Origin of the sequence: Sulfuricurvum sp. (assembly GCF_041651515.1) — a bacterium.
Lineage (GTDB): Bacteria > Campylobacterota > Campylobacteria > Campylobacterales > Sulfurimonadaceae > Sulfuricurvum.
The window spans coordinates 549,847-573,483 of record NZ_JBAZJF010000001.1 but is presented as its reverse complement, the minus strand read 5'-3'; the positions used below and the strand labels follow the sequence as shown (position 1 = coordinate 573,483).

The 23,637-nt window shown below is 43.4% G+C and carries 23 protein-coding genes; 22 read left to right on the top strand and 1 reads right to left on the bottom strand.

The window, feature by feature from the left end; genetic code table 11:
• Window positions 1-40 precede the first annotated feature (40 nt).
• The 21 genes from WC407_RS02810 to WC407_RS02710 all read left to right on the top strand — a co-directional run bounded on the left by WC407_RS02810 (window position 41) and on the right by WC407_RS02710 (window position 21,962).
• Window positions 41-1,177, top strand: coding sequence for a succinyldiaminopimelate transaminase (locus tag WC407_RS02810; protein WP_373021028.1), 1,137 nt, complete (start codon window positions 41-43; stop codon window positions 1,175-1,177).
• Entirely contained in the window at window positions 1,174-1,638 is a 465-nt protein-coding gene (locus tag WC407_RS02805) for a hypothetical protein (protein ID WP_373021027.1), read from the top strand. Before WC407_RS02810 ends, WC407_RS02805 begins: the two co-directional genes overlap by 4 nt.
• Window positions 1,635-2,945 carry a UDP-N-acetylmuramate--L-alanine ligase gene (gene murC, locus WC407_RS02800; RefSeq protein ID WP_373021026.1) on the top strand — a complete coding sequence of 437 codons (1,311 nt, stop codon included), beginning with the start codon at window positions 1,635-1,637 and terminating at the stop codon, window positions 2,943-2,945. Before WC407_RS02805 ends, murC begins: the two co-directional genes overlap by 4 nt.
• A gap of 13 nt (window positions 2,946-2,958) precedes the next feature.
• On the top strand, window positions 2,959-5,178 hold the full coding sequence (locus WC407_RS02795; protein ID WP_373021025.1) for an endonuclease MutS2: 2,220 nt from the start codon (window positions 2,959-2,961) through the stop codon (window positions 5,176-5,178).
• Window positions 5,179-5,442: 264 nt separating this feature from the next.
• On the top strand, window positions 5,443-5,955 hold the full coding sequence (locus WC407_RS02790) for a hypothetical protein (protein WP_373021024.1): 513 nt from the start codon (window positions 5,443-5,445) through the stop codon (window positions 5,953-5,955).
• Window positions 5,956-6,072: 117 nt separating this feature from the next.
• The gene (locus WC407_RS02785) at window positions 6,073-7,023 is read left to right on the top strand and encodes an STM4504/CBY_0614 family protein (RefSeq protein WP_373021023.1); all 951 of its coding nucleotides are present in this window, start codon (window positions 6,073-6,075) and stop codon (window positions 7,021-7,023) included.
• 231 nt (window positions 7,024-7,254) lie between these two features.
• A complete protein-coding gene (locus WC407_RS02780; RefSeq protein ID WP_373021022.1) occupies window positions 7,255-7,560 on the top strand; it encodes a hypothetical protein in 306 nt (101 codons plus the stop codon).
• Window positions 7,550-7,840, top strand: a complete 291-nt coding sequence (locus WC407_RS02775) for a type II toxin-antitoxin system RelE/ParE family toxin (RefSeq protein ID WP_373021021.1) — start codon at window positions 7,550-7,552, stop codon at window positions 7,838-7,840. The genes WC407_RS02780 and WC407_RS02775 overlap by 11 nt, the downstream gene beginning before the upstream one ends.
• A gap of 91 nt (window positions 7,841-7,931) precedes the next feature.
• Window positions 7,932-8,204 carry a type II toxin-antitoxin system Phd/YefM family antitoxin gene (locus WC407_RS02770; protein WP_373021020.1) on the top strand — a complete coding sequence of 91 codons (273 nt, stop codon included), beginning with the start codon at window positions 7,932-7,934 and terminating at the stop codon, window positions 8,202-8,204.
• Window positions 8,201-8,530 carry a type II toxin-antitoxin system RelE/ParE family toxin gene (locus WC407_RS02765; protein WP_373021019.1) on the top strand — a complete coding sequence of 110 codons (330 nt, stop codon included), beginning with the start codon at window positions 8,201-8,203 and terminating at the stop codon, window positions 8,528-8,530. Before WC407_RS02770 ends, WC407_RS02765 begins: the two co-directional genes overlap by 4 nt.
• 74 nt (window positions 8,531-8,604) lie before the next feature.
• A complete protein-coding gene (locus WC407_RS02760) occupies window positions 8,605-9,048 on the top strand; it encodes a hypothetical protein (protein WP_373021018.1) in 444 nt (147 codons plus the stop codon).
• A 172-nt stretch (window positions 9,049-9,220) separates the two neighbouring features.
• Window positions 9,221-10,105: a hydrogenase gene (locus WC407_RS02755; protein ID WP_373021017.1), complete on the top strand. Its 885-nt coding sequence runs from the start codon at window positions 9,221-9,223 to the stop codon at window positions 10,103-10,105.
• Window positions 10,092-11,399: a nickel-dependent hydrogenase large subunit gene (locus tag WC407_RS02750; RefSeq protein WP_373021016.1), complete on the top strand. Its 1,308-nt coding sequence runs from the start codon at window positions 10,092-10,094 to the stop codon at window positions 11,397-11,399. The genes WC407_RS02755 and WC407_RS02750 overlap by 14 nt, the downstream gene beginning before the upstream one ends.
• A 149-nt stretch (window positions 11,400-11,548) precedes the next feature.
• On the top strand, window positions 11,549-12,787 hold the full coding sequence (locus WC407_RS02745) for a hydrogenase small subunit (protein ID WP_373021015.1): 1,239 nt from the start codon (window positions 11,549-11,551) through the stop codon (window positions 12,785-12,787).
• Window positions 12,780-14,555 carry a nickel-dependent hydrogenase large subunit gene (locus WC407_RS02740; protein WP_373021014.1) on the top strand — a complete coding sequence of 592 codons (1,776 nt, stop codon included), beginning with the start codon at window positions 12,780-12,782 and terminating at the stop codon, window positions 14,553-14,555. The genes WC407_RS02745 and WC407_RS02740 overlap by 8 nt, the downstream gene beginning before the upstream one ends.
• 9 nt (window positions 14,556-14,564) lie before the next feature.
• The gene (locus WC407_RS02735; protein WP_373021013.1) at window positions 14,565-15,281 is read left to right on the top strand and encodes a cytochrome b/b6 domain-containing protein; all 717 of its coding nucleotides are present in this window, start codon (window positions 14,565-14,567) and stop codon (window positions 15,279-15,281) included.
• Window positions 15,282-15,423: 142 nt separating this feature from the next.
• On the top strand, window positions 15,424-17,346 hold the full coding sequence (locus WC407_RS02730) for a hypothetical protein (RefSeq protein WP_373021012.1): 1,923 nt from the start codon (window positions 15,424-15,426) through the stop codon (window positions 17,344-17,346).
• A 108-nt stretch (window positions 17,347-17,454) separates the two neighbouring features.
• Entirely contained in the window at window positions 17,455-19,686 is a 2,232-nt protein-coding gene (gene hypF / locus WC407_RS02725; RefSeq protein ID WP_373021011.1) for a carbamoyltransferase HypF, read from the top strand.
• A 60-nt stretch (window positions 19,687-19,746) separates the two neighbouring features.
• Window positions 19,747-20,739 carry a DUF3800 domain-containing protein gene (locus WC407_RS02720; protein ID WP_373021009.1) on the top strand — a complete coding sequence of 331 codons (993 nt, stop codon included), beginning with the start codon at window positions 19,747-19,749 and terminating at the stop codon, window positions 20,737-20,739.
• Window positions 20,740-20,859: 120 nt separating this feature from the next.
• Window positions 20,860-21,417 (top strand): hydrogenase maturation protease, encoded by a 558-nt coding sequence (locus tag WC407_RS02715; RefSeq protein WP_373021008.1) that lies wholly within the window; start codon window positions 20,860-20,862, stop codon window positions 21,415-21,417.
• Between the two features lie 5 nt (window positions 21,418-21,422).
• Window positions 21,423-21,962, top strand: a complete 540-nt coding sequence (locus WC407_RS02710) for a HyaD/HybD family hydrogenase maturation endopeptidase (RefSeq protein ID WP_373021007.1) — start codon at window positions 21,423-21,425, stop codon at window positions 21,960-21,962.
• Here WC407_RS02710 and WC407_RS02705 read toward each other — a convergent pair.
• Window positions 21,959-22,648, bottom strand: a complete 690-nt coding sequence (locus tag WC407_RS02705; protein ID WP_373021006.1) for a transposase — start codon at window positions 22,646-22,648, stop codon at window positions 21,959-21,961. The genes WC407_RS02710 and WC407_RS02705 overlap by 4 nt on opposite strands.
• 140 nt (window positions 22,649-22,788) lie before the next feature.
• On the opposite strand from WC407_RS02705, the gene WC407_RS02700 reads away from it, so the two are divergent.
• Window positions 22,789-23,580 carry an HDOD domain-containing protein gene (locus tag WC407_RS02700; RefSeq protein WP_373021005.1) on the top strand — a complete coding sequence of 264 codons (792 nt, stop codon included), beginning with the start codon at window positions 22,789-22,791 and terminating at the stop codon, window positions 23,578-23,580.
• Window positions 23,581-23,637 lie beyond the last annotated feature (57 nt).

The window sequence follows — 23,637 nt, the reverse complement described above, 5'->3', positions numbered from 1 at the left end:
CTATAATATAACCATTAAATTCCATTACAAAGACCGTCCTTTGCATTTTGAACCGTACCCATTTGAAAAACTCACCTCCCTTCTAGAAGGGATTACCCCTAATCCTGCTTATTCTCCTATCGCTTTGACCATCGGGGAGCCGCAGTTCGAGACTCCTGCTTTTATCCAAAAATCGCTGGCAAAACACTCCGAAGAGCTTCGCCGTTATCCGAAAACGGCGGGGGAGAGCTATCTCAATGACTCGATGCGCGGTTTTGTCGAGAGCCGTTTCGGCGTGAAGTTGGGAGCGAATGAATTGGTGAGTTCGTTCGGGACACGGGAAGTGCTCTTTAATTTTCCTCAATATTATCTGTTCGATAAAAAAGAGCCTGTAATGGCCTACACCAATCCGTTTTATCAGATTTATGAGGGCTCTGCGATTGCTTCTCGATCACGGGTGATCCATCTCAACCTCACCGAAGCGAACGGTTTTAAGCCGATCATCAACGAAGCGGAACTCGCCGAATGCGATTTGGTGATTCTGAACTTCCCAAATAATCCGACGGCATCGGTACTGAGTCTCGAAGAACTTGGGGCGTGGGTGAAACTTGCCCTCAAGCACGATTTTTGTCTTATCAACGACGAGTGTTACAGTGAGATTTATACCGATCAAAAAGTCCCTTCGCTCCTTGAAGCATCGATTTATGTCGGTAACTCCTCATTCAAAAATGTCCTCGTTATCAACTCGATTTCCAAACGCTCTTCCGCACCTGGACTTCGCAGCGGATTTATCGCGGGGGATGCGGAGATTTTAAAAGGGTACGCACAGTATCGGACGTATGTCGGATGCGCTTCACCTTTGCCTCTCCAAGCAGCAGCAGCAATGGCGTGGGCAGATGGGGAGCATGTGGATCGTGCCCGCGCCGTCTATGCGGAAAATTTCAAAGCGGTGCAGGAAATTTTAGGCATTGAAACCTCCGATGCGACTTTTTATCTTTGGCTCAAAGTAGGGGATGCATTGGAGTTTACAAAACGGCTCTATCGCGACTATAACGTGAAAGTGTTGCCGGGAGAATTCTTGGCACGTGAAGATGCACGAGGAGAAAACCCCGGAATCGGCTATATCCGTATAGCGTTGGTAGAAGAGACGGTACGAACCATCGAAGCACTTAACCGCCTGAAGGAGGCAATGCAATGAATGAACTTAAAGAGAAAATTTTTAAAGCCCAAAGTGAAGGGGACATTGCATCGCTGTACGTACTCGAAGCTCAGGCGCATGAGACATTCGACGAAGAGACGTTGATGGCGTATTATGCCAATATCCTCGATTTGGCGTTAGAGAGACTCACGAATACCTTGGAGAACCTTGAAAAACTCGATATGAGTGAAGTGCAGGATTTCGCAACGCTTCGAGCCTTATACGAATATGCGATCGAGCATTACAGTGCAGGCGCTGCAACGGATGCGAGTGCGTTGTTTGAAGTACTTGGCGGCCTTTCGAATGATGAGGCGTTTTCAGAAGCGATGGCGGTTCACCGCGCGGCATGTGATACCCAAATTCCGTTTGATGATTTTATCGATGAGTACGTCGATATGGTCGCAACTCAAAAGGGTGGGAAGTTTTATATCAGTGTTTTCAAAAAGGAGATCGGAGTATGAAAATCCATTTTATCGGGATCGGCGGGATCGGAATTTCAGGTTTAGCGAAATATATGCGTTTTAGCGGCCATGAGGTGAGCGGTTCGGATATGAAAGCGACCCACATTACACAACGTCTCCTTGATCGCGGTATCAATGTCACAATCGGTCACGATGCGGCAAATATCCCTGATGGGTGTGATTTGGTGATCCACTCGGCGATTATCCGCGATACGAACGTCGAGGTGGTCGAAGCCAAAAGCCGAGGGATCGTAGTTTTGCATCGTCGTGACGCATTGCTCCGCATCCTCAAAGAGAAAAAAGTGTACGCGGTGTGCGGTGCACACGGTAAAAGTACGACGACGGCAATTTTAGCCTCTATTATGAGCGGAAGTGCTATCATCGGCGCGGAGTCCAAGGATTTCGGTTCCAACGTCCGCTATGACGGAAGTACCGACGTGATGCTTTTCGAAGCGGATGAAAGCGATGGCAGTTTTTTGAACTCAAATCCTTACTGCGCAATTGTTACCAATGCCGAGCCGGAACATATGGAGTATTACCACTACAATATCGATGAGTTTCATAATGCCTACCGCCGTTTCGTCGAGATGGCACCGATCCGTGTCATTAACGCCGAAGATCCGTTTATGGCGACATTGGAGTGTGAGGCAATCCGTCTCTATCCGAGTCAGGATATCACCAATATCCGCTATACCCTGATCGATGATGAGCCTTACACCCGCTTTACCCTCAAAAATATGGGCGAGTTTGAAGTATGGGGATTCGGAGAGCATATTGCTATGGATGCGTCACTCGCGATTTTAGCCGCCGCTCAAACGATGAGTATCGCGGCGATCCGCGCCAATATCCTCCACTTCAAAGGGATTAAAAAACGCTTCGATGTGATTTTCAAAGGCTCGGACCGCGTCATCATCGACGATTACGCCCATCACCCGACGGAGATCAAAGCGACCATGGAGTCGCTAAAAATCTACGCGGAACTCAAAGGGTTCAAACGGATTATTGCTATCTGGCAGCCGCATAAATACTCCCGTACTATCGATAACCTCGATGCGTTTGTCGAGTGTTTCGAAGGGTGTGCCGAACTGATCATTCTTCCGGTATGGGCAGCGAGCGAAGAGCCGCGTGAGATCGATTTTGAAGGGCGTTTCGGACACTATAACCTCACGATGAGTGACAAACTTCACCGCGCAGGGGATACGATCGAATCCATTATTGGTGATACCGTTGTAAAAACGTATGATCGTGATCTTATTGTAGGATTCGGAGCAGGGGATTTAACCTATCAGCTGCGAGGAACCAAGTGAGATTGTGCGTTCAATGAGTTCGCTCTCTTCCAACCTCGCCGAGCTTTTCGGCAAGCTTGATCTTCTCCCCCATATTGCCTCGTTAGAGCAGTTTTTCTCCCGTGAGCAAAATATCGCTATCCCCGGAGATCAGGAACGCCATTTTCGTTTTATCGAAGCATTGGATAAGCTGGAGTTCAAGGCTCCCCAAAAAAGTATACCGTTTGAGACGATTATCAATCATCTGAAAAAACAAGGGGTTTTACGGTTCGAAGAGATTTATGAGCTTCTCAAAGTGGTTCGCTATTTTAGACTGATGCGCAACCATGACTTTGCGGGCCTCATCGGCGAATGGATGGATACAATCATCATCCCTGAGCCTTTTAATGAGATTGATGAGTATTTCGATCATGAGGGGAATTTTATCGAATCGCGTGATGAGGAACTTTATAAAATCGCGCAGCGGATCAAAGCGATCAAAACGGAGATCAACGACTCCATCAAGCGCCTCTTTCACACCCAAAAACTCACCCCCTATCTCGTCGATACCCAAATCCACTACATCAATGATGAAGAGACTCTTTTGGTGCGCGGCGGGTTCAACCATGTCCTCAAAGGTGCCGTCGTCGGACGGACGGGGGCGGGATTTTTCTACGTTGCCCCCGATTCGGTGCTCCGCTCCAAAGAGCAGTTGCGGTACGTATTGCAGGAGCGGGAGAGCAAGCTCTATGAGTACGCGAAGCGATTCAGCGCAAAACTTTCCAACCTCGTCCCTTTTATCGGATTTATCGACCGTGAGTTCGACCGGTATGACCACTACCAAGCGCGGGTGTTGTTCGCCCGCGCGAGGGATTTCGCGATACTCAAACCTCAAAACAACACCGATATTGTCCTCGAAGAGTTCTCCCATCCCGCCATCCATAAACCTAAACCGATCAGTGTCGATTTTCGATCCAACCTTCTGATGATTACGGGGGTAAATGCGGGGGGTAAAACGATGCTCCTCAAATCGCTCCTCTCAGCGAGTCTGATGGCGAAATATCTCATCCCGATGAAGATCAATCCCCACAAATCGCGGATCGGGAGTTTCAAACGGATCGAAGCGGTGATCGACGATCCCCAAAGTGTGAGCAACGACATCTCCACCTTTGCAGGGCGGATGGTGCAGTTTAGCCATCTGTTTGAACATAAAAGTGCCCTTGTCGGGGTCGATGAGATCGAGCTGGGAACCGACAGTGACGAGGCGGCGGCACTTTTTGCCATTGTCCTCGACGAGCTGATCAAACGGGGTCAAAAGATCATCGTCACCACCCACCACAAACGTCTCGCCGCACTGATGGCGGATCGCGACGATGTGGAGCTGATGGCGGCGTTGTATGACGAAGAGCGCCGTCTCCCGACCTATGAGTTTTTACAAGGGGTGATCGGCAAGAGCTACGCTTTTGAAACCGCCGCCCGATACGGGATCAACCCCGCCATCATCACCCGTGCCAAATCGCTCTACGGTGAAAACCACGAAAAACTGAGCGTCCTGATCGAGCGGGGGAGTGAGCTGGAGCGGGAACTCAAACGGAAAAACCGCGAGGTGGATGAGCGGCTCGAAGCCCTCAAAGCCCAAGAAGTAGCACTCAAAGAGGCACGGGAGTATTTGCGTGTTGAACTGGATTCAGAGAAATCCAAACTTCGCTCCGGCTACGATGAAGCGATCCGAGAAGCCAAAGAGGCGGCGCGAGGGCACGATATGGCGGCAATCCACCGTCAGCTCAACAAGGCACAAGCCAAACTCCCGAAACCGGAGCCGATCAAGATCGCTGAACCCGAACCGATTCACTACGAAGTAGGGCAGAGCGTGAAATATCGTGCTCAGCGCGGTACGGTGGTGAGCGTCGGAGCCAAAGAGGCGATGATCGAGGTGGAGGGGATGCGTTTGCGGGTCAAACTCACCGATCTCAAACCCAGTGGCAACCTCCCGAAAAAACCGAAAGTGACAGTGACGTCGCAGATCGATCAAAAAAGCGGTCTCAAACTCGATCTTCACGGTCTTCGAGGGGAAGAGGCATGCGAGCGGATGGACAAGTTCCTCTCCGATGCTCTTTTGCAGGGATTCGATGAGGTGATTATCTATCACGGTATCGGAACAGGGAAACTCTCCTATGCGGTCAAAGAGTTTCTAAAAGCTCATCCGAGTGTGAAAAGCTTCACCGATGCTCCGCAACATCTTGGGGGATTTGGGGCGAAGATCGTTCGTCTCTAAGTATCCGTCATCATTCCCAACTTGATTGGGCAAAGTGCCCTTTGGGTAAATCCATTTCTCCGTCATCCCGTGCTCGATACGGGATCTATCCCCTTTCCCCTTGCAAACTTCCTTATTTCATAGTAAAATCTTTAAAAATATGTCATTTTGTTTAATTTTGATAGATTAGTTTTTAGATTTAGATATTCTAAATATCAGATAATCTGTTAGGCGTTGAGTGAAAAGGTACATTTTGGAATAATAATAGTTACAAAGGGAAAAAATATGACAATACCTGGAATATCAACTCTATATTCGATATTGAAACGTCACATTGATCGCGATAACGATATTTTTAATCAACGAAAAAAACTTTCAGATGAATTGGTAGAAAATTGTCGAAAGTGGGCTGAAATTCTTGTTGTTACATTTGATAATGCTGTGGAGAAGTGGGAAATTAAAGGTCGAGATGCTGCTGAAAATGAGATAATGGAGCAACAAATGGATTTTATGAAACTTGATTATTGGTCTATCGAAGAATCAAGTCCAATATTACTTTTTCTTAAAGAAGATTCTCGTTTTGATGCATTTTCGCATAGTTGTGCAGAATTTTATAAATCAGCATTATCTATTAAGCGTCTTGTATATGGTGAAATTGAAAGCCACGCCGGAGTCTACATTAGTTCACATGATGTCGGTATCCGTAAAATGGTAGAACTTTGGAAAAATGAAGTTGAAAGAATGCTTCGTGATGTAACAACTGAGCACATGCGTGTAAAAGTACTTTTACCTAAATGATTACTTGGACTTACAATGCAATATCTAATAAATCGTATTGTGAACAATCAAAAACTAGAGAATATCTTCTTGATTACTCGTGTTAAATATTATACAATGAAGGAATAGTAAAAATCTATGGCTATATTTAATCTATTTTCTAAACGTCAAAAGGCGCTTAGGGGTGAAGTACCTGATGTATATAAATATGATGATTTGTCAAATACTCTAAGAGTTCAAATTGTTCACATATGGACAGATACACTGGGGAATAGTCATGATTACTATAATACCTACAGACATGCAGAAAGCGTAAAGTCCGCATATAAATTTATTGTTGATACCTTATGTCGAGAATATGGTCTTTTCAAATTACCGACGGCAGATAAATATAACGATCGAATGTATCTTGATGAACTAGCCAATTATTTACTTCAAGTAGAAGAAATCGAAAAGCAATTAGATATTGTAGAATTAAGCTTCAAATATATAGATAAAATAACTCGTGATTATAGTTATCTTGGACGTAATAATGCTTCAGAATGTGCTAATAATGCAATAAATGAACTAAATTCGCGCTTTAAGGAGCAAGGTGTTGGTTTCCAGTTTTTAGAAGGTGAAATTGTAAGGGTAGATTCTGAACTAATTCATGTAGAGGCAGTGAAGCCAGCTCTCCGACTATTAAATGAAAAAAATTATAAGGGGGCTCAGCAAGAATTCTTGAGTGCTTATGAACACTATAGACATGGCAAACATAAAGAATCATTGAATGATTGCCTGAAATCTTTCGAAAGCACTATGAAAGGCATTTGCGATAAACGTAAATGGTCATATCTATCAAATGCCACAGCGAAAGTACTTATTCAAATTTGTTTTGATAAAGGGCTTGTTCCTCAGTTCTGGCAACAACAATTGAGTTCATTGCGTAGCATGCTTGAAAGCAGTGTTCCTACAGGTAGAAATAAATTGAGTGGGCACGGTCAAGGATCAACACCTACTGTAGTGCCTGATTATTTGGTCGCTTATATGCTTCATATGACGGCATCGACTTTAGTTTTCCTTACTACTGCGGAGAAAGAACTTGTATAATAAAGCGCTTTCGTTCGAAATACGAAATAGGGGTCAGTCGCCAACAATAACTTCTTAGCTGGATTTACCCTAAAGGGCACTTCGCCCGATCAGGTCGGGAATGACGAAAAATAGGGGTCAGGTGATTACTATAACCCAAAAGCTGGATTCCCGCCTTCGCGGGAATGACGAAATGCAAAAACTTTTTAAAATTCCTGTATAATATTCCGTAAGATTACACGGGAGATTACGATGGTAGCTTATAAATCCAACGAAATGATGAGTTCGACCGATGTCGCCAAAAACTTCGGTGCAGTCCTCTCGAAACTCGCGAACCATGAAGTCGATAAAATCTGCGTACTGCGAAACAACAAACCCGAAGCAGTTGTCCTCAGCGCTCTCGAATATGAACAACTCCGTGATTATCGCTATTGGAATACGATGAGCGAAAAAGAGTATCTTCAAAAATCGCATGAGAGTATCGGCAGTTCACGGAGCTATTCGATAGAAGAAGTAGATGTCTATCTCGAACGGATCATCGACTCGTATGAACGTTAGAATTCTTCCCTCTTTTATCGCCAAACTTCAGTTTGTTTTGGAAAAGATTGCCGAGGATAAAAAAAGTGCGGCACATACATTTCGTCGTGAGATTCTGCGTGAGTGCTATAGCCTCAGCGATTTTCCCTACCGTTGCCGTCGCTCGATCCATTATAATGATGACAATATCCGTGATTTGATTTTTAAAGGGTATACGATTATTTATATAATAGCGGATGATGAGATAAAAGTGTTTGCGCTGACAAAATATGAAGATTACAAAGATGAACTTGGCTCATAAGCCTATATTCCTCTCGTTCCCGATTCAATAAAATCAAAATTGACACAATCAGTCTTAATTCGGTATCATATAAAGACCGAAGGAGTTTATGATGCAGCTGATGAATGATATTAAACCTGTTACCTATTTAAAGAGTCGAGCGGCAGACGTACTCAAACATATCAATGAAACGCATAGACCTATGATCATCACCCAAAACGGTGAAGCCAAAGCGGTTATCCAAGACCCGCAAAGTTATGAAGATATGAAAAATGCGATTTCACTGCTAAAACTTCTCTCTTTTGCCGAAGAAGATATAAAAAACGCCAATGTACAGAGTGAAGAAGATGTATTTCGTTCGGTAGAAGAATTACTAAAAAAATGAGTAAAACGTATAAACTGCTATGGACGCTCAATGCTAAAAATGATCTTTTGAATATCATTGAATATATTAAAAAAGATAGCCCGAACAATGCCAATGAGGTTTATCTGAAAATCAAAAAAGTAGCCCATTCCGCTGATTTTTTCCCTTTAAAAGGGAGAGTTGTACCTGAACTTCAAAAAGAGGGGATAACATACTATCGAGAAGTGATCGCGTCGCCTTGGAGGATTATCTACAAAGTCGGCAATGATACGGTTTATATCATGGCTATTTTGGATTCAAGACAAAATATTGAAGAGATATTGCTACAAAAGCTTTTAAAAGGTTGATTTGCTATTGGCAAACTGCGAAATATATCATTTTATGTTATAGTATAAATATACTATAGAAAAAAGGGGTCATCATGAAGCGTTTTCTTCTATCAGCGGTAATTGCCGCTGCCACTTTTAGTGTTTCGGCACTTGCTGCCGACGTTGGTGTTTCGGTTAGTATCGGTCAGCCTGGCTTTTATGGCCAAATTGATATCGGCGATTTCCCGCGACCAAGGGTGCTCTACTCTCAACCGATAATCGTTGAGCGGGGGGGAATGATGAATCGCCCGCCAGTCTATCTGCGCGTCCCGCCGGGGCATGCTAGAAATTGGAAGAAGCATTGTCACGAATACCGTGCCTGCGGCGAGCGGGTCTTATTTGTGCGCGATGACTGGTACGAACGTGAGTATGTTCCGCGTTATCAAGAAAGACACTATGATCGCGGGTATAATTACCAGAATCAAGGCAGGGGTGATGATCATGGGGACAGAGGCAGAGGTAATGATCATGGGAACAAAGGTCATGGCAGAGACTAAAACATAAAGGGGAGAGGCGAGTGGGAATGCAGACCACTGTTAGACACTCCAACTCAGAAGAGTTGGGGCGAGAAATCGACGATTATAGTATTTTAGATATTCAGTAGTGTATACTATCTCGAAATTTAAATGAACAATGGTTCAGACTGTTAACCGTTGTCAGGATGTTGCCATGAAAACCCGTCTCAAAATCTTATGGCTCCAAGGGGTTACCTGCAACGGTAACACCCATTCCTTCCTCAATTATCCCCACCTCTCCTATATTCTCGAAACGTTTGAATTTTTGTATCATCCCATTTTACCCGCAACCTATACCCTCGAAGAAATCACAACCTGTGCGTATGAGTGTGATATCCTTATTTTTGAGGGGGGGTATGATTCTCGGATGATGCGGATCAATACCAGTATGGAGACTTTGGTAAACCATTACGGCTCTCATGCTCGGTACGTTATTGCGGCAGGGAGCTGTGCGAGTTTCGGCGGTATGTTGAAACAGAGTGATCCTGAACATATTACGGGACTTGGATTTGATCAAAAAGAGCTCAAAGGCCCTTTTGCTCAGAATGATAAGCTTATCAATCTCTCCGGGTGTCCGATCCATCCGGAATGGATGGGATATACCCTTCGGATGATTGCCGAAAAGAAACCTATCTCTGTCGATGAACTGCATCGCCCAAAAGAGCTGTACGCTTATTTGGCACACCATGGATGTACCCGAAACGAATATTTTGAGTGGAAAGTGGATGCGGAGCATTTCGGTACCAAAGAGGGGTGTCTTTTTTACCATCAAGGGTGCCGTGGCCCGATGACCCATGCTTCTTGCAATAAAATATTATGGAATGAAGTAAGCTCGAAAACACGGGTCGGTTCACCGTGCTTTGGGTGTACAGAACCTGACTTTCCCCGAACCGATATGTTTGAGACCAAAACCAATATGTCTATTCCCCAAGATGTCCCGTTCGGTATTTCCAAGCGAAGTTATTTAACCATGGCGGGTATTGCCAAATCGTTTCATATACCCCGCTTAGAACAAAGGCTGATCGATGATAACGCATAAATGGATAGAGCGGATCGAAGGGGAAGCTTCGGTGCAGTTCACTTTCGAAGAGGAGAAAGTTTCGTTTGCGACCATAGCGTTTCCCCATACCCGTGGGATGGAATCGATTTTACGATCCAAACCGGCAATGGATGCATTGGTTATCACTCCGCGCGTATGCGGGATATGCGGTCATTCGCATCTGTTTGCGGCGGTGCGGGCAATCGAATCGGCGTATGAGAACAGCGGGTATCCTATCGAAATCTCTCCCAAAGCCGAGGCTCTCCGAGAGCTGACCCTCTCGTTAGAGTTGATACAAAATCATCTCAAATGGCTTTATCTGGTTATCTATCCGGAATTGTCCCATTTGCTGAAACGTGATATCGCCGACTCGTGTCGGTTGAAGGGGGCCTATTCGGCTTCACTGGCGACAAAGATTTTGGCTATTTTTGCCGGGCAATGGCCTCACTCGTCGTATATGATACCCGGCGGGGTGACGTGTGACCCGACCTATGTCGATACGGTTCGTGCAATAGGGCTTCTGGATGAGTTGATTCGATGGTTTGAGAAAGAGCTGATCGGTATATCTTTGGAAGAGTATGTTCACCTATCCTCGTTAAAAGGGCTTTCTGCGATTAGGGGTGATATGACGAATATCGAAGAAATGTTGCGAGAAGCGGCTATGCATCAGCAGGGTTGTTCTTACGATCGGTATCTGGTATTAGGGGAGCATGGATTTTCCAAACCGTTGAAACTGGCACAAACACGCATGACCAAAGTGAATTCAAAATATGTGACGCTTCAAGAACCGTACACCGTCAATGAAAAAACATTTGCCAAGAATGCCCTCTATAAAAACAGCCATTATGAAACAGGTCCTTTGGCTCGTGCTATGACAAGTAACGTTTCATTAATAAAACAGATACATCGAAACTTTCGCGACAGTACCTATACCCGTGTTATGGCCAGAAGCTATGAGACGGCACTGCTCTTGAGCCACTGCAAAAATCTTTTACAATCGCTCGATTTAAAAGAACCCTCTTTTATTGAGCCGTCGAAAAAAATCGGCTCTATAAGCGGGGAAGGGGTCGGGATCGTCGAAGCTCCACGGGGTTCATTGATCCATAAAACAACCCTGAAAAATGGGATGGTAGAGGATTATACCCTCATCACCCCGACACAATGGAACCTCTCCTCCGGATCACCTCAAACTCCCGGCTCTGCTCAAAAAGCGATGATCGGCGCGGATTCTATCGATGCGGCGACTTTCACATTTCGCTCTTTTGACGTTTGCTCGGTGTGCACTACCCATTAATAGTTTTATTTTTAATAGTAAAAAAATATTTATAGGTGTATATTAGTAAACCGCATCAATAAATTGTTGTTTGATAACTTAGATAATATTTGTTTAAGTTATTTTTCCGTACTATATGAATGATTGTTCATTTAAACAAGGAGGGAATCATGTCCGATAAAGTTGAAGCAGTTAAAAAACTGTTTACTTCGAAAAGTTCGCGTGTTGATACGAAGAAGGGTGATATCTATTATCAGGAGTTGTTTAACAAATGTGAGGCGCGATTGAATGAATTGCGCGCACAAACGCCTGCCAATAGACTAGACTTTTCTGAACTTTTGGAAGAAAACGGAATTGATAGACGAGAATTTATGAAATGGGCAAGTGCTACAACAGCGATGTTGATGCTTCCCCCAATGTTCACTCCACTGGTTGCCGATGCGGCAGTGATGATGAATCGTGCACCGGTCGTTTGGCTTGAGCTACAAGACTGTGCGGGTAACTCTGAAGCACTTTTGCGTGCTGACGGACCAAAAATCGATGAAATCGTACTTGATATTATCTCACTGGAATATCATGAAACATTACAAGCGGCATCAGGCCACCAAGCAGAAAAACAGCTTGATGAAGCGATGGAACACTTTAAAGGGAAATACCTCTTGTTCGTTGAAGGGTCTATTCCTATGGGAATGAACGGTCAATACGGAACTATCGGAGCAAAAGGTGAGACATTTCATGATCACCTTCTCCGTTGTGCTGAAAATGCTGCAGCGGTTATTGCTGTCGGTAACTGTGCTACCTTCGGCGGTATTCCGGCCGCGTCTCCAAATCCTACCGGTGCGGTCGGGGTTATGGATGTCATCAAAAACAAACCTCTTATCAATATTCCGGCATGTCCTGCCAATCCGGCAAATATGGTGGGTGTAATCTTGCATTATGTATTAACCGGACAAGTTCCTGAACTTGACTCATTATTGCGTCCTAAATTTGCATTTGGTTACCGTATCCACGATAACTGCGAACGCCGTGCTCACTTTGATGCGGGTGAATATGTGGAAGAGTGGGGCGATACCGGAGCTCAAAATAACTTCTGTCTTTATAAAATGGGTTGTAAAGGGCCTATGACTTTTAACAACTGTTCTATTGTCCGCTATAACGATGCTGTCAACTGGCCGATCGGTGTAGGACGCGGTTGTATCGGATGTTCAGAGCCTGATTTCTGGGATAAATATGCGTATGAGCGTCCGATGGCCAATGCAAAAATTAAAGCACCTACGGGTGGCGTTGAAAAAACCGTTGACGAATTTGGTTTGGGTATGCTAACCGCCGTTGGAATCGGTATTGGAATTCACGCGGCAGCAAGTGCTGTAGCAGGTAAACGAGAAAATTCAGGAGAGAACCATGAGTAAACATATTGTAGTTGACCCTATCACACGTATTGAGGGGCATTTGCGTATCGAAGCGGTTATTGATGATAACAATACGATTGTTGATGCATACAGTGCATCGACAATGTTTCGTGGTATTGAGACGATTTTGCAAGGGCGTGACCCACGTGACTGCGGATTGTTAGCAATGCGTATCTGCGGAGTTTGTACCGGTACACACTATCAGCGTTCTATCGAAGCGGTAGAGGATGCATTTAAGGTAACTATCCCTAAAAATGCCCGTCTTGTTCGTAATTTGATTCAAGGTGCATTGTATATGCATGACCACGTAGTTCACTTTTATCATCTTCATGCACTTGATTTTGTCGATGTCGTCTCAGCGCTTTCGGCGGATCCGGCTAAAACGGCTGAAGAAGCTCGTAAATGGGCGAGTGTTGCGGGAGAATCTCCGTTTATCGACGGGGAGAGCGAATTTAAAGCGATTCAAGATCGTGTCGCTAAATTTGTCAAACAGGGTCGTTTGGGAATTTTTGGAAACGGATACTGGGGGAATGCTCACTATAAATTGACTCCGGAACAAAACCTTATCGGAGTTGCCCATTATCTTCAAGCGTTAGAAATTCAACGTGAATTGGCAAAAATGCAGGCAATCTTCGGAGGTAAAAATCCGCATCCGCAAAGCATCGTTGTCGGCGGTGTGACATGTGTTCAGGATATCCAAAATCCGGCACGTATTGCACTGTTCAAATCGTTACTCCTTGCTGGGCGTAAATTTATTAAAGAGGCGTATTTGCCGGACGTATATATGGCTGGTACCATGTATGCAGGCGAAGCAACGGATAGCAAAGCGACCTTTACGGAACTTATGGGCGGTAAAGGGGTCGGCGGAACCGGCGGTGGATTGCTTAACTATATGAGTTACGGTGATTTCCGTCTTGATGATACCGGTTTTTACAAATCAGCACTTCTTTTCCCTAGCGGTATTGTAATGGGTGGAGATATTTCCAAAGTAATCCCATTGGATCAAGAAAAAATTGCGGAGGATGTTACCCACTCATGGTACAAAGGGGATAAACCTCTTCACCCGTATGAGGGGCAAACGATTCCTGAATATACCGGTTTAGACAAACGTGAAGACGGTATTGCCTATCTCAAAACCAAAGAGAAATACAGCTGGATTAAATCACCTATTTACAATGATACCCGTGTTGAAGTGGGACCGTTGGCCCGTATGGTTATCGGTGTGGCGGCAAAAGATAAACGTATCACCAAATATGTAACCGAATTTTTAGAGCGCGGTAAGCTTCCGATTGCTGTTTTGTTTAGTACGGTCGGACGTACAGCAGCCCGTGCAATCGAGACATCATTGATGTCCGATGTGATGGTTGAATGGGTAGATGAACTTGCGGCGAATGCAGCATCAGGTGATCATAAAACATGGACCGATTTCAATTTTGACGAAGCAAGCGCCAATACTAAAGGGCGTGGTATGGCAGAAGCTCCTCGTGGAGCATTGGGGCACTGGGTTAGCATCGTAGATGGTAAAGTGGTTAACTATCAAGCTGTTGTTCCTTCAACATGGAATGCTGCTCCTCGGGATCATAAAGGTCGTTTAGGTGCGTATGAAGCGAGTTTGATCGGAACCAAAGTTGCCAATCCGGAACAACCTCTTGAGATCATTCGAACCATCCACAGTTTTGACCCATGTATTGCCTGTGCCGTACACGTTGTCGATACCAAAGGTAAAGAGCTTGCTGTTTACAAAGTAGATACCTCTTGCAGTATCTAAGGAGTTAGCATGAATCAGGAGTACAAACAAATTAAACGTATGACCCCGGCTATGCGCATCATCCATTGGGTGAATGCGTTTAGTATGATCGGAGCCATTGTAACAGGTCTTTATATTGGGCATCCCTATTATCAGACGTTTATTGCAGATGGTGCGGTTGATAAGTATGTGATGGCGTGGAACCGTTACGGACACTTTATTATCGCCATTATCTTTGATGTTACATCGGTTGCCATCGTGTATCTTTATTTTTTCAGTCGATTTGAAAAGCCGTATAAAAAGGTTATTCCAAATAGAAAGAATCTTATTGAGTTTAAAGATGTTTTGGTTAATTTATTGACATTAAACCGAAAAAATGAGTTTAATTCGACACATGCAGACAGTTTCAATACCGTCTATTTTACGATTTTTCATTTGCTTCTTATTTGGATGTTGTTGACCGGTCTTCAAATGTATGTGTGGGGATTGGGATCAGGCTTGAGTTCGATCGGATCATGGTGGCCGTGGATGTTGCACATTGCAACAGACTGGACCATTCCTGTTACCGGCGGAAGTAAAATGGATGTGCGATTGTCGCATCACTATACAATGTGGTTTATTATTTGTTGGATCGTATTTCATATCTATTATCAGGTGTGGAGAACGATTTTCTGGAAAGAGGCAGATATTGCGATCGTTGTCGGCGGTTCAAAATTTGTCAAAGAGAAGAAAGCAAATAGTAAATAAATTCTACGTACACGGATAGATGTGTTTGCCGTGAATAAAACCGAATGAGCAGTATGCTCTTCGGTCATTTTAAGAGAGTTTTCATATATTTCCAATGGAGATGGATGAGAGCTCTATCGATTTAGCAGTAGCAAGGATATTTATGGCATTTACGTTAGAACTTAAGAACTCTTCTTCTCAACCTTATATTAAAAATTATCTGATTTCTACGATCCGATCTTTTAACATTAAAGCGGTTGTCCATCAACAAAAATCAAAAATAATTTGTGCTTTTGAGAGCAATCATGAAAAGCTTCAATCGTGTCTTGAAGCAATAGCTCATACGCTACCGGCTTCGTGTTTTATGACAAGTTCTCAGCACTATGATATTGAGGGAGAACCGGAGTCATTGCCCGACTTTGATGTTGAGTATCCTCTTGGACTCGGGTTATGTCCTTCGTGCCAAAAAGAGATGTTTGATCCCTCATCACGACGCTATTATTACCCTTTTACCCACTGTACCCATTGCGGCGGTCAATACGTATTTTTTGAACACTACCCGTATACGCGTGCCAATACGGTTATGTCGTATATTAAACCGTGTACGAAATGCCAGGCTGAGACCGTTACTTTCGGAAATCGTGAGAAACAGGTACTTAATTCATGCCACGAATGTGCTATTCCGGTTAAGCTGGTGCACAAAGGGAATGAACGTTATGCAAACGATGCAGGGAGTTTTCGAACGATGTTTGAAGTCGCAGCCAAAGCGTTGCGTGACGGTAAAACAGTGTTGATAAAAACGACCATGGGCTATCGTCGTTTTTATCGGACGGATCATTTGAACCAAGGGTCGGTTTTGATGTTGATCAATGCGATGAAGATTACCGACTACTGTTCCCTGATCAACGATGAGTTTAATGCACTGCTGAGTATCGAGCGGCCGATACTGCATGTGGCACTCAAAGATGAAGTACTCCGAAGTACATTCGGTTCGACCATCGATGTTAAATATCCTGATGAGGGATTTTCTATTTTACTCGGAAAAGAGCTCTCGCTTCTGGGTTTGGATATTATTGCCTATGATGCACTTACTGAGGCTGTAGAAGCCGATTTCGTAATGGATTTCGATTTGAGTATTCATACACAAAGCGATATGCGCCTTTTTATCAATAAAGATATTAAATTCATTACTTCCGGGGAGAGAGTTTCGTTTCCCTCACGTTTGTGGTATGGAACCAATACCCTCAGTATTGCAAACGGTTTGGTCGGAATTAAAGATGACAAAGGGATGCTGTTTGATCATTTGGAGCGTTTTACCTCTGCCCCTGCCACCAAAGTCAATCAGTTGGAAGGTGAAACTCCTGCAGTAGAATCGAGTAATTTTCATACTATGGCCGAAGATGAAGCCTCTTTTATGTCGGTAATCGCCGAGCATAATAAATTTGGAACCAAAATCGTGGGAGCCCATTTTGAAGGGGATCCTTCGTTCTTGTATTATGATGGAAAAAAAGTGATTCGAGTCGTTCCGGCACACCCTTTTTCTTCTCAAGGGCTGATTGAAAAGATGAGAACACTGCGAGAAGGCTCAGATCGTCTGATTGTCAATATCCAAACGAAATTTCCGGATATGTATAATCTCCTCTTGGAGATTGAGAACAGTGACGTAAACCTTTTTGAAGCTACCGCTATCATTTTAGGCTTGGAAGATAAAAGCTATGACGGGGTTATGAAAGAGGGATTGAAGTTCATCGGTAAAGGGGGACTTCAAATCGATACCAAAGTGGAAGATAACCGTTTTAACCATACGGCTTTTTTATCGAGTATTATCAGCTATCAAATTGCCGGGGTCGATTCAGTCTATATGAGTTATTCTATCTTTGAATCATTCGGAGATTATTTCAGTGAGTTATTATCGGAGATAAAAGGGAAAACCAATGCTACCGAAGTGGTATTGTGCGGCTCTTATTTTGCAGGGCAATCCCTCTTTAGCAGAATGCAGAGGAATTTGAAAACAACTCCTCCTTTGTTGAATGTAAATTATCCGATCGGGAAGGAAAGTTGCGTTGTCGGTGGAGTCTTTTTATAAACTAATGTTACACACTTGTCGGGCAAAGCCCGCAAAGTGGCAGGGACAAATGTCCCTACAACCCCCTAAAGCTACCCGTATCTTTCGGATACGGGAGAAAGACTGTTTATGATCAGTTGCAAAATTACGATCAAAGGGGTAGTGCAAGGGGTCGGATTTCGTCCTTTCGTCTATCGTGAAGCTATGGCGCATAATGTCATGGGTTTCGTGATTAACACTCCACAAGGGGTAGTGATCGAAGCGGAAGGGTTGGAGTGCAAAGCGTTTATAGATGCTTTGATCACCCATCTTCCTCTCCATGCCCGTATCGACTCTATAGAAATTATGCCGCGCGAAGCATGCAATTATGGCCATTTTGAAATTCGTGACAGTACTCTCGGTGAGGCAAGTGTTGCCATCCCTTTAGACACAGCATTATGCTCTGCCTGCCAAGCTGAAATGAATGATCCTCATAATCGCCGATACCGTTATCCTTTTATCAACTGCACCGATTGCGGCCCCCGATACACGCTTATTCAAATTCCCCCTTATGATCGCGTCCGAACATCGATGAAACATTTTACGATGTGTGACCAATGTCATGATGAGTACATCGATCCTTTATCCCGCCGTTATCATGCCGAGCCGATAAGCTGTCCGGATTGCGGACCACAATTGAAATTTTATGATTCTAAAGGTGTTGTCATTGAAGGTGATCCTTTGGCGTTAGCCGTATCGATGCTGCGAGAGGGGAAAATCATTGCACTCAAAGGGCTGGGCGGGTTTCATCTGATGTGTGATGCGACTTCCGACACAGCAGTTAGCGAATTGCGGCGTCGAAAGCACCGTAAAGCCAAACCGTTAGCCGTGATGTTTTCGTCATTGGAACAGCTGGAAACGTATGCCGATATCAATGACGATGAGAGAGCCCTTATTACCGGAGCTATCAAACCGATTGTTATTGTCCGCGCACAAAAGGGGACAAAGCTCTCCAAAGAGGTGGCCCCCTCCATCGATCGAATCGGGGTGTTTCTCCCTTACACCCCGCTGCATCGTCTTATTTTTGAATCGATCGATTTTCCGCTGATTGCGACGAGTGCCAATATCAGCAATGAACCGATTATTGTCCGTACCGAAGAGATAGCCCAGAGGCTTGGAACGGTTGTAGATGGAATTTTGAGTCATGATCGCTTGATTGTAAATGCGTTGGATGACTCGGTCGTTCAGGTAGCGCAGGGGAGGGTTGTGATGCTCAGGATGGGGCGCGGATATGCACCGTACACCCGTCTTTTGAATCATACGTCAGATAAATGTATTTTGGCGGTGGGGGCGCACCAAAAAAGCTCCATTGCTCTCGGAACTAAGGACAATATAGTTTTGAGCGGGCATATCGGTGATTTGGGAAGTATTGAAGCGGATGGCTATTTTGAGCGGACGGTTCAAACCTTTAAACGGTTTTACGATTGCGAACCAACCCTCTTGATCAGCGATTTACACCCCTTTTATTCTTCAACCCGTTACGCGCAAGGGGAGAATAAAGAGTATTACGGCGTTCAACATCATTATGCCCATATCCTCTCTTGTATGGCGGAATACAGTTTGAACGAAAAAGTGCTGGGCTTCGCATTTGACGGCACGGGATACGGTGAAGACGGGAATCTTTGGGGTGGGGAAGTTATGATCGCCGATACCCATGGGTATGAGCGGATCGGATTTCTAAAACCCTCTGCCCTTATCGGAGGGGACAAAGCGATTAAAGAACCTCGCCGAATTGCTTTATCGCTCTTATTTGAGCGTTATACGCTGGATGAAGTGTTAGAGCTTCAATCTCCAAGCGTAGAAGCTTTTTTATCTCATGAAATTCGCCAGCTTCACCATATGTGGCTTAAGCAAATCAATTCTCCCCTGAGCAGTTCGATGGGCCGTCTTTTCGACGGTGTCGCAAGTTTGGGCGGATTTATCCAGAGCCTTGATTATGAGGGGCAGGGGGGGATGATTATGGAGCAATTTGTAGATGAATCTATTAACGAGCCGTTTGATTTTGAGCTACAAGAGGGTGCGATAGATCTATCCTCGATGGTTCGAGACATTGTCTCTCTCAATGGAGATAAAACACAGATCGCCAGCCGATTTATCGCTACTGTGGAGGCGATAATGGGCTATTATGCTGATCAATATCCTGACTTGCCGATGGTCATCGGGGGCGGAGTATTTCAAAACCAGGCACTTATGTCTCGACTGTATCGCCGTTTTGGTGAGGGGCGATTTTATGCCCAACAGCAAACACCGATGAATGACGGTTCTATTGCACTCGGACAGCTGTATTATGCGATTCATAATACGGAAAAATGCTTCTCTTGAATTCCGCTATAATTTTTGTATTTTAGTGGATGAGATCAGGGTTAAGGAATGGATTGTGAAATGAGTGATAGCAAAATGAAAACCTTTCAAAACGTATTGAAACAACAAAAGCGTTTTGATTTAGCAATAAAATTTGAAAATGCTTATTTTGAACATTATGAGGTTGAAGATAGTGACTATCATATGGGTGCAATTATTTTTTATATAAATCCCATTTATTTTTTTGATTTAGATCAATTACATAAAAAAGATCGAGAACTTTTGTTGTCGATCTTGAACGCATTGAATTTTCCATATGAACGCATATCTCATTTTAAAATTTCTATTAACGAGAAGATTCTCATTGCTGATATTAGTGATACTGTTTATATCTTTGTAGACGAATCAGGTGATATGGATTTTTCTATCAAGGGAAGTAACCACTATATGTTTAATTTTTTGGTGAAGAATAGACCATTTCAACTTCATGAATATATTGCTAATTATCGATATGAGCTCATCGAACGTAATCTTGATCCATTTATAACGCAACATTTAGATATTGAAAAATTTCATGCTTGTGAAGACAATAAATATATTCGTCAGCGGATGTTTGAGATTATCAGTACTTTTACGTCTGAGGCAGTGCAAGTTTATTCCTATATCCTTGAAAAACCGAAAGTTCATCCAGAAAAACGTCAAGAACATTCTATTTTTTATGTTGATAATTTAATGTTTGCCATCACTAAGCTACTTGATAAAATTAATATAGATCGCAACTTCATCATCATTACAGACAGATTGCCTGTTTTAGCAAATAAAAAAGCTCATATTAAAGCATTGAAACAAGGTATTGAAGAATATTTAAAAATTAGTAAAAAAGATTTGAGATATTCAATCCATCATCATTGTAGTGCGTCGAGCTCAAATCTTCAAATTATTGATTATATAGGCTGGGCAATTTATCGTAAATATGAGCACAATGAATCATCCTACTATGAAATGATTAAACAGTATTTGTTGGAAGAAGAGGTGATGACAAAAGATAGAGTAGAAGTACATTATCATAAATGACCCACCTGCCTATCCGAAGAAGCCTCCCTTGGAGTCTTGTCAGCAGGTGGGAACCTTTGCAGAAATTATAGCACAATATACACAAAACGTTACAAAAATTTAGATGACAAAAGGAAAAGAATGAACGCTAAAGTAGCTCTAATCGGTTCGGGGAACGCATTTTTTATGGATGAGGGGATCGGGCTGTACGCGGGTAAATACCTCAAAGAAAATTTTACGTTCACACCTGCATTGGACATTGTGGATGGGGGGACGCTCGGATTTGGATTAATGCCTTTGTTACAAGAATATGAGGTTGTGATAATCGCCAATACCAGCTCGGACGATGACAAGGTAATCGGCAGTATAGAAGTGTTGAGCGGGGAGGAATTGATCGCGAACCAAGGGATTAAAAAAACGGCGAATGAGGTTGAAATAACTGAAATGCTCCAAATTTGTTCCATGGCAAATCATGTCGCAGAGACGACGATGATCAGTATTGTCCCTGAAGATATTATCAGCGTTGAAGTGGGTGTGACGGCAGCATTGCGCGAAAAATGGCTGGAGTATATTGATGTTATCGTGGATGAACTCAAAAAACAGGGGATAACCAGTACCCAAAAAGAGCAATTGATGAGTCTTGATGAGATATTAGAGCAGTTTGCCAATCCGAGCATTGAACACGGAAAAGGATTCTGAATCTCATGACTCGCAGGATTGTTGTATTGGGTGTGGGGAATGTGTTGGAAGAAGATGACGGCGTCGGAATTTACGCGAGCGCGTATCTGGATGCCAATTATACCTTCAGCGATCATGTCCAAATTATAGACGGTGGAGTAGAGGGGATTAATCTGCTGAATCTCTTTTTGGACAACGATCATATCATTATTCTCGATACGATCAATCTTGATGACACGCCGGGAAGTATTTATAATATCCCCTCATATGAACTTAGCGGTTACGGACTTAATAGCGGCGGTGCGCATGAAGTGGGTGTTATGCAGTGTCTTGATATGATTGAACTGATGGGAAAACCGCTTCCGGATTCGAATGTGATTGGGATTATCCCTAAAAGTATTACGTTTCATATGGGTCTAAGCGATGTGTTGATGGATCAATTTGAAGTCTATATTAGCACTGTTTTAACCTATCTCAAAAGTTGTGGTGTCGAGGTGACTCCCAAAGAGAGGGCGTTTTCGTATCAACAGATTATCGAGTTGTTTAAATATCCTACACACGCCTAATCTTTTGTTATTGGGCGAAAATAGAGCTGTTCGAGGATTTCACGGCGCTTCTTGATGGGAGTATTGAATTTAAACTCGGCTTCTTTTAGATAATAGGGGAAGTACTCACGGCTTACCCCTTTGAACGCTATGATAAAGGTCTCAAAATAGTGCCAAAAACGGGTCATCGTATGGTCATATTTGGTGATTTTAATCAGTTTGCTCGATCGCATAAAATGTGAAAATTCTTTTTCATAAATCTCTTCAAGATCATCTTTGATAAATTGCTGTTTGTAGAGATTGAGCGAGGGCATGAGGATATTGTAGACCTTTTCGCCGTAGGCAAAGGTCAAAAAATTATGGGCATCGAAGATGGCTGATTTTTGATTCCGCTTCGATTTTTCCTGATAAATATACTCTTCATATTCACTCTCATTCTTACGATTATTGTGGTATTCCTCTTCACAATGCTCAATGAGTAATTTTCGAAATTCTTGATAATATTTTAGGGCGGCACCATAGCTTATTTCCACTATTTTTGCTCCATCTGACGCGTTATGATCATGGCAAAATAGATCAACCAAATTCAGGATAGTTTCCACTTTTTTCGGACTGTATTTCTTTTTGCAACTTGAACATTTGACCATCCCATCGCTTAGATGATAGAGGCTGTGATGACAGTAAATACAGGGATGAGGTGCTTTCATAAGAGGTATTGTAGCATCTCAAGAGGTTAGAATGTGATACTACCATTTACAATTTATCAGAATCGTTTTATATAAAGTTACATTATAATGCGCCAATAGTTGTTTTAACGCATTTGATAAGAGTATTTATAAGGATTGCAATGAATAAGACATTACTGAAGTCGATTGAATCATTCCCGCCTCTGCGAGAATCCATTAACCAAATTAATGCCATTTGTAATAACGACAACGTTGATTTGAAAGCGCTTATCCGCATCATTGAAGCCGATCCGATGTTATATACGGATATCCTCCGTTATTCCAATGCTCCTCATCACGGATTTAGCCATACCATTATCTCTATCAATCAAGTCATTTCTCTTTTTGGTATTTTTGCGATACGCGGAATGGCTCTAACGGCCGCACTGAAAGCGCATCCTTTTAGCGATCTCACAGCATATGGAACTACTGTGGATCGATGGTTTAACGTCATGACACTGCAGCAACGCTTTTTGGATCTTTGGCTGATGAAGACGCACCGCTCGATTTTGCAATCGTTAGGCGGGCTTACTTTTATTCTCGAAATAGGGCGTTTGGCTGCTTCGTATGTTCTGACGTGTAAGAAAAATCCGTATTCTTTCAGCAAATGCAACCCGCATGAGCTTTCGTTGGAAGAGAAAAATATTATCGGTCTATCCGGTGATGAGTTAGCTGCTGAATTGTTTAAAATGTGGTATTTTGATGAGCTACTTGCCGATTCTTTATGCCATTCCCTTAGTCCGTCCAAGGGGATGAATCCAGAAATCTGTGCCGTTTTGGAATGTGCCAGAACGCTTTTCACCTTGAATGGGATTGAGCCGTTTGAATACATTGAAGCTACTATACAACAGTATAATCTCCCGCTCAGTGATGCGAAACTTGCGTACGAAACCCTCCTTAGGGAAGAATCATAGAGAATAAATTTTAGCGATATGACCGTTTTATGACTTTATGAGTATATGATGTGAACA